Consider the following 14,518-nt stretch of genomic DNA (forward strand, 5'->3'; position numbering starts at 1 on the left):
AGGTACATATGGAAATACGTGCAAGACCGTAGCAGGTCTTATTTTATTACGCATTTTTGGAAGAAAGGAAAGCACATGGCAACAATTATCTCAGCCTGTATATCCGCAGGAGTAACTCTAGTAGTGTGTTTGATTCAGCAAGAGAAGACAAGATCGCTTATGGAGTATAAGCTGGACGAACTCACAAAAAGAGTTGATAAGCATAATAATACAATAGAACGTACTTACCACCTGGAAGAACAGATGGCACTACAGGAAGAAAAAATGAAGGTAGCAAATCATAGAATTTCAGATTTAGAAGAGAGGGTGAATTAAATGAAAGATTGGAAGAAGTGGGCAAAATGTGCTGGAATCAGAGCAATCAAAACTGTAGCACAGACTGCAATAGCAACCATCGGTACGGCAACAGCACTCGGACAGGTGGATGCAAAACTTGTGATTTCGGCATCCGCGCTGGCTGGAATCTTGTCACTGCTAATGAGCATTTCCGGATTACCGGAATGTAACACAGAGGGCGAATAATCGTCCTCTTACATATTATATATTGTGCGACGTCGCACAGGAAGGAGAACAATCATGGAAGATAACAAAAACATGGAAGTAGTAGCTGATCAGAACGAAGGTTATGAGTTCGACGAAGGCATCGAGCCAACACCAGAAGAAATCGCAGAAGCAAAGAAACAGGCAGAACAGGAGGTATAATCATGGGAACTTATAACGTACACGGCGGACACAATAGGATTGTACCGGGAGCAGGACACTATCTGGACGAAGTAACAGAAGACAGAAAAATCACGGCTGGTGTAATCACATTACTGCAGGCATCAGGACATACAGCTTATAACTGCACAGATGATGTTGGAAAAACAGTAGGAGCCAACCTTGCGAACATCGTAGCCAAATGTAATACCCACTCTGCAGACTTAGATATCTCCATCCACCAGAATGCGGCTAGGGTGGATCCTGGAGACGGAAAGACAAAAGGTGTGGAAGTGTTCGTATACAGTACCAGCTCTAAGGCTTATGCTGCAGCCGGAAGAGTGTGTGCAAAACTGGCAGCACTCGGATTTACGAACAGGGGCGTTAAGATTAGCACTGGTCTGTATGTCCTGAGGCATACCAAATCACCTGCCATGCTGATTGAAGTAGGATTTGTCGATGATAAGGATGATGCAGATCTGTACAATAAGGTTGGCGTGAATGCCATCTGTAAAGCAATCACAGAAGGTATTCTGGATAAATCTGTTGGGGCAGTACCGGCATCAAAACCAGCTACAACACCGACTCCTAAGCCAGCACCAAAACCTGCAGCTAAACCGGTATCATCTAATCCGTACAGAACCGGAAACACCTACACTCTTAAGGCAGATGCTCTTAGAGTACGTACCGGAGCTGGAACCGGATACAGAACAAAAGCTTATAATGAGCTTTCAGCAAATGCTAAAAAGAATGCCTATGGCAATGGTAACCTTAAGAAAGGAACAAGAGTAACCTGCATGGCAACCAAAATGATCGGCAACGATATCTGGATGCAGATTCCATCCGGCTGGATTGCTGCACGATATGGCGGAAAAGTGTATGTAGGATAGAATTATAAATAGGTAAAAATCCACTTTATAGGTTATAGCAAAAAGGTCATCCAATTCGGACACTGCACCTGCCGCCCGTCACAATACTGTGTCAGTATCGGCTGCTTCACATTCGGTCTGGAAAGATAATCGGCAAACAATTCATCAACGATCACAGAGATCGTATCATAGATATTCCGTTCGGGAATCCATTTATGGTCAAAAGCGGTAGATGATGTAATCGTGAAATCATATCCTTTGTTCCGGTACCATTCTGTATACACACGGTTCAGTGTGAAGGACATGATCGCCAGAACATTTGCCCGGATCGTATCTTCAGGCCAGGTAGCATAGATTTCGCTGGAAGCCACATTTTTGATATAGTCTTTATACTTTACGTAATAATTTCTTGCGGTAGAATCCCGCGGGCTTCCATCGTGGACAACAATATATTCAGGAACGACGACACGGCTTAAGACAATCTCACCGGATTCGATGGTTGGCTTGATCTCATCCTCTGGAATCTTGGGTGGGTATGTGGCATATAATGTATGAGCGGGTATGACGAACATAGCTTCATTTTCTTCCTGGTTATCGACGGGTTTCATGCTGACATTCTGCAGGGCTGTTACGTTGGGCAGAATCTCTGTTCCGGCAATGCTGACGGATTCATATCCGGCAGCAGATATTTGTAAGGTGTATTCTGAATATGGCTGGATCTCATTTTCCGGGTCCAGGCTGTATTCCAGCGGTGGTGCGGCAAGATCGATCATATCGGTCTGTCCGGAACTGTCGGTAGTAAGCTGCTCTAAAGGAGTTTCCGGGATACCGGTGTAGGAGATGGAAATCCGGGCTCCCTGAATCGGATATGCAGTGATGTCAGAGACAAGATTGATCTGCAGACGGCCTTTATCAGGAGTATCCTGAGTGGTTGGAGTCGCTCCATTCATAATAATAGGACCTCTTTTAAGACTCTGTTACTGACAGAGTATGCAGAAGTAAGAAAAATGTGAGAATTGCGGAAAGAGAAAGAAACCGGTATAATAAAGTATTCCTACATTATGCAGGAAATCATAAGAATGATAGAAACAGGAGCGAAAAACAGAGCATGAAAAGAAGACATTTGCGAATATATAGAAAAAGAAGAAAAAAGAAAACGCTCATCCTGATTCTGATATGCATCTTACTCATAGGGATCGCGGCAGCAGAGCGAATCGGATACATAGATATGGAACAGTTTATTTCCGATAAACAGGAAGAGATTCCTTATCAGAAAGTATCCAAAACGACAGAAGAGAACACAGAAAAATACTATTACCGGCAATTGCCGGAAGAACAGAAGCAAGTTTATCGGGAAATCCTGGAAGGTGTCAGAAATCACACAGAGGAGATCTATGTACATGATACAGATGCGGATGAGACGAATCAGATATTCCGGAAGCTGATGAAAGATCAGCCGGATATCTTCTGGTGTGATGGAACAGCGACAGCTACAACGCATAAGGGAACGGAAAGCTATACGGTTCTGAAACCAAAATATTTTTATACAGCTAAGGAAAGCCAGACGATGCAGACAGAGATTACGCAGGCGGCAGCAAAGTGGCTGGCAGGTCTGGATGCTGATGCAGATGAGTATCAAAAAATTCTCTATGTGTATGAAAAAATCGTAGATGAAGTGGACTATGACGAGAGTGCACCGGATAACCAGAACATTTACAGCATATTTGTCAACAGGCAATCCGTATGTGCCGGATATTCAAAGGCAACGCAATACTTACTGGAACAGCTTGGTGTGTTCTGTACTTATGTGACAGGAAAGACGACAGAAGGCGGAAACCATGCATGGAATCTGGTGAAGTGCAACGGCGATTATTATTACGTTGACACAACCTGGGGAGATCCGGTGTTTCAGCAGGAAGAAGGCGAGGAGATATCCTGGGATACAAATCAAGAAACAGACACTTCCGGGAATAAGACAAATATCAGTTATGATTACATGTGCTGTGATGATACACAGCTGTTCCAGACACATATCCTGGATAAAGACACGCAGATGCCGGAGTGCAGCAAGATGGATTGCAATTATTATGTGGTAAATGGAATGTATTACACGCAGTATGATGCGGAACAGGCATTGGGAGCCATGAACCAGACAATCTGGACGAAGAAAAGTGCGACCACTTTCAAGTTCTCTGACAATGCGGTTTATCAACAGGCGCATGATGACATTTTCCAGAAAGAACTTGCAAAAGCAGCGCAGAATCTGGCAGACTACTATGGGTTATTACAGGTGAAGTACCAGTACATCGATGATCCGAGATTACACAAGATTGTAATATTTTGGCAGTATTCATAAAAAAACAAAAATATCCGTTGAAAATCCTCGGATTATGTAGTATAATTTTTACAATTTGTGAAGACATAAATTGTCTGGTACCGATGGATTAAAACAGGGCAGTTTTGTGCTTGCACAAACTGCCTTTTGTTCTATATTTTTAAGAAAAAATTCCTTGTTACAACGAATTTTTTTTGCCCAAATATAGGAATATACCTGAGGGACGGCGGGATGGCTTCATAAAAAAGAAAAAGAAACACAGAAGGGAAAAGGTGAATATATGAAAGCATTTCTTATATTAGAAGACGGGACTGTCTTTACCGGAACCAGTATCGGTTCGACAAAAGACATGATTAGTGAGATAGTGTTTAATACTTCAATGACAGGTTATCTGGAGGTATTAACCGACCCTTCTTATGCGGGACAGGCCGTAGTAATGACCTATCCATTGATTGGAAATTATGGCATCACACCGGATATGGAGTCAAGGAAGGCATGGCCGGATGGATATATCGTAAGAGAACTTTCCAGAATGCCAAGCAACTTCCGTTGTGAAGGAACAATTCAGGATTTCCTGAAAGAACAGGATATTCCGGGAATTGCAGGAATTGATACACGTGCCCTTACAAAGATTCTTCGTGAAAAGGGAACCATGAATGGAATGATCACCACCAATGAGAATTATAATTTAGACGAGATCCTTCCGAAGCTAAAAGCTTATACAGTTGGTGATGTGGTATCAAAAGTAACATGTGATGAAAAATATGTCTTAGAAGGCAATGGACCAAAGGTAGCTCTTATGGACTTTGGTGCGAAAAAGAACATTGCCAAGTCTTTAAATGAACGCGGCTGTGAAGTAACAGTCTATCCGGCAGGTACAAAGGCAGAAGAAATCATTGCTTCTGAACCGGACGGTATTATGTTGTCTAATGGACCTGGAGATCCGGAGACATGCGTATCTATTATCGAAGAGATCAAGAAATTATACAATACTGATATTCCTATTTTTGCAATTTGTCTTGGACATCAGCTTATGGCACTTGCAAATGGCGCAAAGACTTATAAGTTGAAATATGGACACCGCGGCGGTAACCATCCGGTGAAGGATCTGACCAACAACAGGGTTTACATTTCTTCACAGAATCATGGTTATGCAGTTGACGGTACGTCAATTGACCCGAAAGTAGCAAAAGAAGCGTTTATCAATGTGAATGACGGAACCAACGAAGGACTTGCATATGAAGGAAAGAACATTTTTACAGTTCAGTTCCATCCGGAAGCTTGTCCGGGACCACTGGATTCCGGATACCTGTTTGACAGATTTATGGATATGATGAAAGGAGCAAAATAATGCCTAGAATTAAAGATATTAAGAAAGTATTAGTAATTGGCTCTGGTCCTATTATCATTGGACAGGCAGCGGAGTTTGACTACGCAGGTACACAGGCCTGCCGTTCGTTAAAAGAAGAAGGTCTGGAAGTAGTTCTGCTGAACTCTAATCCGGCTACAATCATGACAGATAAAGATATCGCAGACCGCGTATACATTGAACCTCTGACAGTTGAAGTAGTAGAACAGCTGATTTTAAAAGAAAAACCAGACAGTGTTCTTCCGACACTTGGCGGACAGGCAGCGCTGAACCTGGCTATGGAACTTGAAGAAAATGGATTCCTTAAGAGAAATAATGTACGTTTGATCGGTACTACTTCCGAGACGATCAAAAAAGCGGAAGACCGTTTGGAATTCAAGATGACGATGGAGAAGATCGGTGAGCCTTGTGCAGCTTCTAAAGTCGTAAAGGATGTGCAGACAGGTATTGAATTTGCAGAAAGCATCGGATATCCGGTTGTACTTCGTCCGGCTTATACACTTGGAGGAAGCGGCGGAGGAATCGCGGATAATAGAACAGAACTCGTAGAGATCCTGGAAAACGGACTTCGTCTTTCACGTGTTGGGGAAGTTTTGGTAGAACGTTGCATCGCAGGATGGAAAGAGATCGAGTACGAAGTAATGCGTGACAGCAATGGTAACTGCATTACCGTATGTAATATGGAAAACCTGGACCCTGTAGGTGTACATACCGGAGACAGTATCGTAGTAGCACCTTCTCAGACACTGAGCGATAAAGAGTACCAGATGCTCCGTACATCTGCTCTTAATATTATCAGTGAGTTAAATATCACTGGTGGATGTAACGTACAGTATGCGCTGAATCCAGATTCATTTGAGTACTGTGTAATCGAGGTTAACCCTCGTGTAAGCCGTTCTTCTGCACTTGCATCTAAGGCAACAGGATATCCGATTGCCAAGGTTGCAGCAAAGATCGCTCTTGGATATACACTGGACGAGATCAAGAACGCAGTAACAAAGAAGACATACGCAAGTTTCGAGCCTATGCTTGACTACTGTGTTGTAAAGATCCCGAGACTTCCATTTGATAAGTTCATCAGTGCAAAACGTACACTGACAACACAGATGAAAGCGACCGGAGAAGTTATGAGTATCTGTGATAACTTCGAGGGAGCACTTATGAAAGCCATCCGTTCTCTGGAACAGCATGTAGACAGCCTTATGTCTTATGACTTCTCTCATTTAAAAGGAGAAGAACTGTTAGAAGAACTGAAAGTTGTAGATGACCGTCGTATCTGGAAAATCGCAGAAGCAATCCGTCAGGGCATCAGCTACGAAGACATTCACAGAATTACAAAGATTGACAACTGGTTCATTGACAAGATCGCAATTCTTGTAGAGATGGAACAGAAATTAAAGACAGAAGAATTAACAGCAGAGACATTAAAAGAAGCAAAACGCTTAGAGTTCCCGGATAATGTGATCGCAGAACTGACAGGAAAGACAGAGCGTGAGATCCATGACCTTCGTCATGACAATGGCATCACAGCTTCTTATAAGATGGTTGATACCTGTGCGGCTGAGTTCGCAGCAGAGACACCATATTACTACTCTGTATTCGGAAGTGAGAATGAAGTAGTTGAAACTTCCGGCAAGAAGAAAGTACTGGTACTTGGTTCCGGACCGATCCGTATCGGACAGGGTATCGAGTTCGACTTCTGTTCTGTACATTGTACATGGGCATTTGCCAAAGAAGGATACGAGACGATTATTGTAAATAACAACCCTGAGACAGTAAGTACAGACTTCGATATCGCTGACAAGCTGTATTTCGAGCCTCTGACACCGGAAGATGTAGAAAGTATCGTAGATCTGGAAAAACCGGACGGAGCAGTTGTACAGTTCGGTGGACAGACAGCGATCAAGCTGACAGAATCTCTTATGAAGATGGGCGTTCCGATTCTTGGAACATCTGCTGAAAATGTAGATGCAGCCGAAGACCGTGAGCTGTTTGATGAGATTCTTGAGCAGTGCGAGATTCCAAGACCGACAGGTGGAACTGTATTTACAGCAGAAGAAGCGAAGAAAGTTGCAAACAGACTGGGTTATCCGGTACTGGTAAGACCTTCTTACGTACTTGGCGGACAGGGAATGCAGATTGCGATCAACGATCACGATATTGATGAGTTTATCGGAATCATCAACCGTATCGCACAGGATCACCCAATCCTGGTTGATAAGTATTTACAGGGTAAAGAGATCGAGGTTGATGCCGTATGTGACGGAGAAGATATCCTGATTCCTGGTATCATGGAGCATATCGAACGTGCCGGAATCCATTCGGGAGACAGTATTTCTGTATATCCTGCACAGAGCATCTCTCAGAAGACAAAAGAGACAATTGCCGAATATACAAGAAGACTTGCAAAATCATTACACGTAATCGGATTGATCAATATTCAGTTCATCGTATGTGGAGAAGATGTATATGTTATCGAGGTTAATCCTCGTTCCAGCCGTACGGTTCCATATATCAGTAAGGTAACAGGTATTCCAATCGTACCACTTGCAACAAAAGTGATCATCGGACACAAGATCAAAGAACTTGGTTATACACCTGGATTACAGCCGGAAGCAGATTATTTTGCAATCAAGATGCCGGTATTCTCATTTGAGAAGATCCGCGGTGCTGATATCAGCCTTGGACCTGAGATGAAGTCTACCGGAGAGTGTCTGGGAATTGCCAAGACATTTGATGAGGCTCTTTATAAAGCATTCATCGGTGCCGGAGTCAAACTTCCAAAACACAAGAACATGATTATGACAGTTCGTGATGAAGATAAGGAAGAAGCAGTAGAGATCGGACGCAGATTCGAGAAGATCGGTTACAAGATCTTTGCTACAGAAGGAACTGCCAAGGTTCTGACAGATGCCGGAGTAAAGGCTATGACAGTGAATAAGATCGAGCAGGAATCACCGAACCTTATGGATCTGATCCTCGGACATAAGATCGACCTGGTTATCGACACACCTCCGCAGGGAGCTGATCACTCAAGAGACGGATTCGTGATCCGTAGAAATGCGATCGAGACAGGTGTCAATGTACTGACAGCGATCGATACAGCAAAAGCACTGATCACCAGTCTGGAGAATACAGACATTCAGAAACTGACACTGATTGATATTGCTAAAGTTTAATCAGATTGAAATAATCAGCTGAGTGAATACACCCTCATATAGGACGAAAAAGTCCTGTATGAGGGATTTTTTTATACAAAAAAACGTGGATCATGGCAAGAAAGTAAATAAAAAAGTTGACAAAACACTGCACACATGATATGATACCAATCGTTGCTCGTAACAAAATTGTAATATTTGTAATAATGTTGCAAAAAATGCATATACTTTATTAAAAGAAATGTAAATCATTGCAACAAAATCAGGAGGGTATTTATATTATGTTAAAAGCGAAGAGACTGAAATCAATGTTCGTGCTGTATTCGGCATGTGCAGTAATGGCAACTGGTTTTACCAGTCAGGCAGCCTCTGAACGGCCGGAAGTAACAACAATCACAGAGACAAAAAAGGAAGATGTGAATACGCATACCGCTGTACAGACAATATCACAGAATATCGTTGCATCTGCACAGGAGATGACAGATGCAAGTCAGCAGGTGATCGCAGAAAATATAGCAAAAAAAGAAGAGGAAGAACGTATTGCAAGAGAAAAAGCAGAACAGGCGGCAAGGGAACAGGCGGAACGCGAAGCAAGAGAAGCGTATGTAAGAGCGAATCAGGAACTAATGGCATCCATCATCTATTGCGAAGCCGGTAATCAGCCATATGAGGGGCAGGTTGCCGTAGGCGCTGTTATTATGAACCGTGTCAAAAGTGGAAGCTATCCGGATTCGATCGAAGCGGTTATCTATCAGTCCGGACAGTTCGGACCGGCAGCAACCGGATGGTTGAACAGAGTCAGAAGTTCAAAAGGGTATTCACAGACAGCTCTGCAGGCGGCTGTGGATGCGCTGAACGGATCAAACCCAATCGGAAACTGTCTTTATTTTGATCAGGGCGGTTCTGGGATGAAGATAGGAGCACATTATTTCCATTAATATTTGCAGAAATCCTATAGAAAGAAATGCATATGGAATGTAGCCGGAGTTCTTCGGAAATTCGAAAGAAATCTTAAGAAAGCTGGAATTGACAATTGTATTACGAATGTATTACGATAAGAGGGCAAAAGTTTTTAACTTTTGTCCTTTATTAATTGTTGGGGAGAAGAAAGATTGTATAAGATTTTAATCGTGGAAGATGATGAGACAATAGCAGGCGGTCTGAAAAACCATTTGGGAAAATGGAATTATCAGGCAGAGTGTATGACAGATTTTAAAGACGTGATGGGAAAATTTGTGGACTTTGATCCGCAGCTTGTGTTATTGGACATTGTACTTCCATTTTTTAATGGATTTCACTGGTGTCAGGAGATCCGGAAGATCTCGAAAGTGCCGATCATTTTCCTGTCATCGGCGAATGATAATATGAATATTGTGATGGCAATGAATATGGGCGGCGATGAATTCATCGAGAAACCGTTTGACCTGAATGTGGTGACGGCAAAGGTGCAGGCCGTGTTAAGAAGAACCTATGAATTCCGTGGAACGGCAGATATCATGGAGTGGAATGGTGCGATCCTGAATCTGGCAGATGCGACAGTTTTGTATCAGGATCAGAAACAGGAACTGACGAAGAACGAATTTAAGATCTTGCAGATGCTTCTGGAAAATACGGGGAAGATCGTAAGCCGTGAAAGTATTATGACAAGACTCTGGGACAGCAATGAATTTATTGATGACAATACATTGACGGTCAATGTGGCAAGACTCCGTAAAAAAATGGAACAGATTGGCCTTGGCGGAAAAATTATCACAAAAAAGGGAATAGGATATATGGTGGAGGCATGAAACTTTTAATAGCATTTTTAAAAGATAAAACAAGAGAGATCAGCCTTTATGCCGGAACGGTCGGAATATTTATTGTTGTAGCATTTCTTTATAATATCAGGATGGATGCGTTGAAATATGCACTGCTACTGGTGATATTGTGGCTGCTCCTATATGTAATAACGGAATATCATCGCTTCCGGAAGAAGCATCTTCTGCTGGAACGGTTTAAGAAGAGCACGCAGGAATGCACAAAAGAACTTCCAGAGTGCAGGAATCTTCTGGAACTGGATTATCAGGAATTACTGGGGATCTTTGACGAAAAGATTCTGGAGTTGAAATCAGAGGCAAGAATCAAAGGCCAGGACTTAAGTGATTATTATGGTATGTGGGTGCATCAGATCAAGACACCTATCGCTGCGATGCACATATTGCTGCAATCGGTGGAAGATGAAAATCCGGCACTGCCGGAATTAAAAGAGATGAAGATGGAACTTTTTAAAATGGAACAGTATGTGGAGATGGTGCTGACGTATCTCCGCATGGAAGATATGTCCGGGGATCTGCAGTTTGAGAAGGTATCTTTGGATAAGATTCTGAAACAATCTGTCCGGAAATATTCTCAGATGTTTATTCTTCAGAAGATCCGTCTGGATTACCGGCCGGTGGAACGAATAGTTCTTACAGATGAAAAATGGCTGGAGTTTGTGACAGAACAGATTCTGTCTAATGCTTTGAAATACACAAAGAATGGCGGCGAGATCAGAATCTGTCTGGAAGAAAAAAGAGGACGGGAGTGTCTGGTGATCGAGGATAATGGAATCGGTATTCAGGCAGAAGATCTTCCTAGAGTATTTGAAAAAGGGTTTACCGGATATAATGGAAGAGCAGATAAGAAGTCTACAGGGATTGGACTGTATCTTTGCAAAAAGATCATGGATAAGATGGGACATAAGATATGGATTGATTCAGAGGTGGGAAAAGGAACCCGTGTATATCTGGAATTGACAAGGCAAGAATGGAATCCGGAATAACGATCAGACAAAAAGAGAAAACCTTACAGGAATGTAAGATTAAACAGGGGAAATGTCACATGCTTCGATGGCAGGATATTTCCTCTTTTTTTATAATAGATACCGTAAAGAAGAAATCTTAAAAAGAAAGGAAGAAAAACTTATGTCATTACTGGAAGTAAAAAATGTGAAGAAGATATATACGACTCGTTTTGGGAGCAATCAGGTAGAGGCTTTAAGAGATGTGAATTTTACGGTAGAACGCGGGGAATATGTTGCAATCATGGGAGAGTCTGGATCGGGAAAGACGACGCTTCTGAATATTCTGGCGGCACTTGATAAACCGACAGAAGGAAAGGTTTATTTAAAAGACAGGGATCTGGGAAAATTAAAAGAAAAAGAGATCGCAACGTTCAGACGTCAGAATCTCGGCTTTGTATTTCAGGATTTTAACTTGTTAGATACATTTTCATTAAAGGATAATATATTCCTGCCACTGGTATTATCCGGAAAGAAATATCCGGAGATGGAAAAGAGATTAAAACCGATTGCAGAAAAACTTGGAATTGAAAAACTACTGGAGAAATATCCATATGAGGTGTCCGGTGGGCAGAAACAAAGAGCTGCAATTGCAAGAGCGCTGATCACGAAACCACAGCTGATTCTTGCCGATGAACCTTCGGGAGCACTGGATTCGAAAGCGGCAGACAGTCTGATGAATCTTTTTACAACGATTAACCAGGAAGGTCAGACGATTGTTATGGTGACACATAGTGTGAAAGCGGCGAGTAGTGCGAAAAGGGTGCTTTTTATCAAGGACGGAAAAGTATTCCATCAGCTTTACAGGGGGAATCTTACGAACGAAGAAATGTATGAAAGAATTTCAGATACGCTGAAGATTCTTACCACAGGAGGTGAGGAGGATGAATAATTTCATCTATGAAAAACTTGCTGTGACCAATCTTAAGAATAACCGTAAGACCTATGTACCCTATATCTTTACAGGTGTTCTGACCGTCATGATGTTCTATATCATTGACGCACTGAGCAAGGGGGAAGGTATTACCCAGAATACATTGAAGATATGTCTTCAGTATGCAACGGGTGTGATCATTGTATTTGCAGTGATTTTTCTGTTCTATACGAATAGTTTCCTGATCAAACGACGAAAGAAAGAGATCGGAGTATACAATATTCTTGGAATGGGAAAGCGGCATATTGCACGAATGATGGCAGTTGAGACGATCCTGACGGCGGGAATCAGTATTCTTGGCGGTCTGGTGTTTGGAATAATATTTGGGAAACTGATGTATCTGCTGCTCCTTAAGATTCTGCACAATAGCGTAGATATGCAGTTTTCGGTCAATGGGACTGCAATTGTACAGACTGTCATATTATTTGCAGGAATTTTTCTTCTGACGTATTTATATAACATTTTACAGATACAGCTGGTGAATCCGGTGGAACTTCTGCACGGAGGCAATCAGGGGGAGAAAGAGCCGAAGAGCAGATGGCTGCTTGTGATCGTCGGTGTGGCGGCACTGGGCAATGGTTACTGGATTGCACTTACAACAGAGGCACCGTTAGAAGCACTTTTGAAATTCTTTGTTGCAGTGGTCTGTGTGATTATTGGAACTTATGCACTTTTTATTGCCGGAAGCATTGTGGTATTGAAAATACTCCGGAAAAATAAAGCTTATTATTATAATCCAAAGCATTTTACCAGTGTATCAGGCATGATCTATCGTATGAAACAAAACGGAGCGGGACTTGCGAACATCTGTGTGTTAAGTACGATGGTGCTGGTTATGGTATCCACAACGGTATCTTTGTATGCGGGAATGGAAGATATCCTGGACTCACGTTTTCCGAGAGATGTTTCAATTGTCTGCAATGAAGCCGATACAAATAAGGAAGAGACTCTTCAGAGACTGATAAAAGAACAATGTGAGAAAGCAGGGGTAAAAATAACAGACAGAGTCCGGTACAGATATGGCAGTATGAATGCGGTTTTGAAAGGAAATAATCTGGAAAAGGTAGAGCAGTACTATCCGGACAATCATTTTTACTATGTAGAGATGATCACACAGGAAGAGTATAACCGGATAGAAAAACAGAATGTTTCGTTAAAGGAACAGGAGATACTGACCTATACCACGAACGGCAAATGTGGAAAAAAACAGATAAACATTGCAGGACAGAACTATCAGGTGAAAAAAGAACTGTCCGAGATGACGAGCCAGCCGAAGAGCACGGCAGAAATGTATAAGACATTATACATTGTATTTGCTAATGCAGAGCAGATTGAACGTATCGAGTCATTTTCTTATGCAGATAAATTCAACCTGAAGGGAGATGACGGAAAACAAAAAGAGACACTGGAACAGATACAGAACGAATTTTATGAAAAGTTTCCGGATGGAACGATGGAAAGCCGTATGTTAAGCCGTTCTTCTTTTTATGAATTGTACGGCGGACTGTTCTTTATTGGAATCTATCTGGGAAGTATGTTTATTATGGCAACGGTACTGATCATTTATTATAAGCAGATATCGGAAGGCTATGATGACAGGGAGCGTTACCAGATCATGCAGAAGGTTGGCATGAGTAAAAAAGAAGTGAAGCGTTCCATCAGAAGCCAGGTCTTAAGCGTATTCTTCCTGCCGTTGGTTGTAGCAGTGATTCATGTTGCAGTAGCCTTTAAAGTAATGACAAAAATTCTGGGAGTATTAAATCTTACGAATGTATCGTTGTTTGCGGTATGCACAATCATTACGATAGCGGTGTTTGCGGTATTCTATATCATCGTTTACAGTATAACTGCGAAAGAATATTACCGGATCGTGAATTAAGATTAAGGGTTTACCATTGACTTTGTATCTTTCAGGTTGTATTGTTGTTTTAGAATGTTTTACGAATCAAGGAGGAACTTAAAAATGACAAGAGAAGGCGAAAGAGAACTGGTAAAAGTGGAACATGTAAATGGCGGAGACGGTTATATTGTAAGAGAAGCAATGGTTACTTCGGAAGAAGTTGGAGAAGCATGTAAGATGTATGCCAAGATTCATCTGGATCCGGGATGTGAAGTAGGATACCATTATCATCATGGTGAGACGGAGTCTTACTTCATTCTGACCGGACACGGAACTTATGACGATAACGGCGAAAAACAGCCGGCAAATCCTGGCGATCTGTTCCTGTGTAAAGACGGAGATGCACATGGAATTAAGAACACCGGTGATGAAGAACTTACCTTTATGGCATTGATCTTAAAAAAATAATATTGGAAAATATGAAAAACACCTGTCT

14 protein-coding genes are annotated in these 14,518 nt (G+C 42.0%); 13 read left to right on the forward strand and 1 reads right to left on the reverse strand.

Annotated elements, in window-relative coordinates; translation table 11 throughout:
- Positions 1-75: 75 nt before the first annotated feature.
- From OCV72_RS00980 to OCV72_RS00995, 4 genes are read left to right on the forward strand one after another with little or no spacing between them, the layout of a single operon-like run.
- On the forward strand, positions 76-315 hold the full coding sequence (locus OCV72_RS00980) for a hypothetical protein (RefSeq protein ID WP_070099609.1): 240 nt from the start codon (positions 76-78) through the stop codon (positions 313-315).
- The gene (locus tag OCV72_RS00985; protein WP_055281209.1) at positions 316-522 is read left to right on the forward strand and encodes a holin; all 207 of its coding nucleotides are present in this window, start codon (positions 316-318) and stop codon (positions 520-522) included. It begins immediately after the preceding gene.
- A 54-nt stretch (positions 523-576) separates the two neighbouring features.
- Positions 577-702: a hypothetical protein gene (locus OCV72_RS00990; RefSeq protein ID WP_262568813.1), complete on the forward strand. Its 126-nt coding sequence runs from the start codon at positions 577-579 to the stop codon at positions 700-702.
- 2 nt (positions 703-704) lie between these two features.
- The gene (locus tag OCV72_RS00995) at positions 705-1,589 is read left to right on the forward strand and encodes an N-acetylmuramoyl-L-alanine amidase (protein WP_055281211.1); all 885 of its coding nucleotides are present in this window, start codon (positions 705-707) and stop codon (positions 1,587-1,589) included.
- Positions 1,590-1,621: 32 nt separating this feature from the next.
- On the opposite strand, the gene OCV72_RS01000 is transcribed toward OCV72_RS00995, so the two are convergent.
- The gene (locus OCV72_RS01000) at positions 1,622-2,518 is read right to left on the reverse strand and encodes a carboxypeptidase-like regulatory domain-containing protein (RefSeq protein WP_081020963.1); all 897 of its coding nucleotides are present in this window, start codon (positions 2,516-2,518) and stop codon (positions 1,622-1,624) included.
- A 158-nt stretch (positions 2,519-2,676) separates the two neighbouring features.
- Here OCV72_RS01000 and OCV72_RS01005 point away from each other — a divergent pair, with 158 nt between their 5' ends.
- The 9 genes from OCV72_RS01005 (at position 2,677) to OCV72_RS01045 (ending at position 14,490) form a co-directional block, all read left to right on the forward strand.
- On the forward strand, positions 2,677-3,924 hold the full coding sequence (locus OCV72_RS01005; RefSeq protein WP_055281282.1) for a transglutaminase domain-containing protein: 1,248 nt from the start codon (positions 2,677-2,679) through the stop codon (positions 3,922-3,924).
- 259 nt (positions 3,925-4,183) lie between these two features.
- Entirely contained in the window at positions 4,184-5,254 is a 1,071-nt protein-coding gene (locus tag OCV72_RS01010; RefSeq protein ID WP_028086254.1) for a carbamoyl phosphate synthase small subunit, read from the forward strand.
- Positions 5,254-8,451: a carbamoyl-phosphate synthase large subunit gene (gene carB, locus OCV72_RS01015; RefSeq protein ID WP_055281213.1), complete on the forward strand. Its 3,198-nt coding sequence runs from the start codon at positions 5,254-5,256 to the stop codon at positions 8,449-8,451. Before OCV72_RS01010 ends, carB begins: the two co-directional genes overlap by 1 nt.
- 260 nt (positions 8,452-8,711) lie before the next feature.
- The gene (locus OCV72_RS01020) at positions 8,712-9,368 is read left to right on the forward strand and encodes a cell wall hydrolase (RefSeq protein ID WP_055281215.1); all 657 of its coding nucleotides are present in this window, start codon (positions 8,712-8,714) and stop codon (positions 9,366-9,368) included.
- Between the two features lie 174 nt (positions 9,369-9,542).
- On the forward strand, positions 9,543-10,217 hold the full coding sequence (locus OCV72_RS01025) for a response regulator transcription factor (RefSeq protein WP_055281217.1): 675 nt from the start codon (positions 9,543-9,545) through the stop codon (positions 10,215-10,217).
- Complete coding sequence (locus tag OCV72_RS01030; RefSeq protein ID WP_055281219.1) at positions 10,214-11,230, forward strand: sensor histidine kinase; 1,017 nt, start codon at positions 10,214-10,216, stop codon at positions 11,228-11,230. The genes OCV72_RS01025 and OCV72_RS01030 overlap by 4 nt, the downstream gene beginning before the upstream one ends.
- 142 nt (positions 11,231-11,372) lie before the next feature.
- Positions 11,373-12,140, forward strand: a complete 768-nt coding sequence (locus OCV72_RS01035; RefSeq protein ID WP_028086259.1) for an ABC transporter ATP-binding protein — start codon at positions 11,373-11,375, stop codon at positions 12,138-12,140.
- A complete protein-coding gene (locus OCV72_RS01040; RefSeq protein WP_055281220.1) occupies positions 12,133-14,061 on the forward strand; it encodes an ABC transporter permease in 1,929 nt (642 codons plus the stop codon). The genes OCV72_RS01035 and OCV72_RS01040 overlap by 8 nt, the downstream gene beginning before the upstream one ends.
- Positions 14,062-14,145: 84 nt before the next feature.
- Positions 14,146-14,490: a cupin domain-containing protein gene (locus tag OCV72_RS01045; RefSeq protein WP_022416046.1), complete on the forward strand. Its 345-nt coding sequence runs from the start codon at positions 14,146-14,148 to the stop codon at positions 14,488-14,490.
- Positions 14,491-14,518: the final 28 nt, after the last annotated feature.

The sequence above is a fragment of the Dorea amylophila genome (genome assembly GCF_025567265.1).
GTDB lineage: Bacteria > Bacillota > Clostridia > Lachnospirales > Lachnospiraceae > Dorea_A > Dorea_A amylophila.

What these genes read in the sequence shown, in the direction of transcription:
- OCV72_RS00990 (WP_262568813.1), top strand. Translation starts at nt 577, where the DNA reads ATGGAAGATAACAAAAACATGGAAGTAGTAGCTGATCAGAACGAAGGT.
- OCV72_RS01040 (WP_055281220.1), top strand. Translation starts at nt 12,133, where the DNA reads ATGAATAATTTCATCTATGAAAAACTTGCTGTGACCAATCTTAAGAAT.
- OCV72_RS00985 (WP_055281209.1), top strand. Translation starts at nt 316, where the DNA reads ATGAAAGATTGGAAGAAGTGGGCAAAATGTGCTGGAATCAGAGCAATC.
- OCV72_RS01035 (WP_028086259.1), top strand. Translation starts at nt 11,373, where the DNA reads ATGTCATTACTGGAAGTAAAAAATGTGAAGAAGATATATACGACTCGT.
- OCV72_RS01010 (WP_028086254.1), top strand. Translation starts at nt 4,184, where the DNA reads ATGAAAGCATTTCTTATATTAGAAGACGGGACTGTCTTTACCGGAACC.
- OCV72_RS01030 (WP_055281219.1), top strand. Translation starts at nt 10,214, where the DNA reads ATGAAACTTTTAATAGCATTTTTAAAAGATAAAACAAGAGAGATCAGC.
- OCV72_RS01005 (WP_055281282.1), top strand. Translation starts at nt 2,677, where the DNA reads ATGAAAAGAAGACATTTGCGAATATATAGAAAAAGAAGAAAAAAGAAA.
- OCV72_RS01045 (WP_022416046.1), top strand. Translation starts at nt 14,146, where the DNA reads ATGACAAGAGAAGGCGAAAGAGAACTGGTAAAAGTGGAACATGTAAAT.
- carB (WP_055281213.1), top strand. Translation starts at nt 5,254, where the DNA reads ATGCCTAGAATTAAAGATATTAAGAAAGTATTAGTAATTGGCTCTGGT.
- OCV72_RS01000 (WP_081020963.1), bottom strand. Translation starts at nt 2,518, where the DNA reads ATGAATGGAGCGACTCCAACCACTCAGGATACTCCTGATAAAGGCCGT.
- OCV72_RS01020 (WP_055281215.1), top strand. Translation starts at nt 8,712, where the DNA reads ATGTTAAAAGCGAAGAGACTGAAATCAATGTTCGTGCTGTATTCGGCA.
- OCV72_RS00980 (WP_070099609.1), top strand. Translation starts at nt 76, where the DNA reads ATGGCAACAATTATCTCAGCCTGTATATCCGCAGGAGTAACTCTAGTA.
- OCV72_RS00995 (WP_055281211.1), top strand. Translation starts at nt 705, where the DNA reads ATGGGAACTTATAACGTACACGGCGGACACAATAGGATTGTACCGGGA.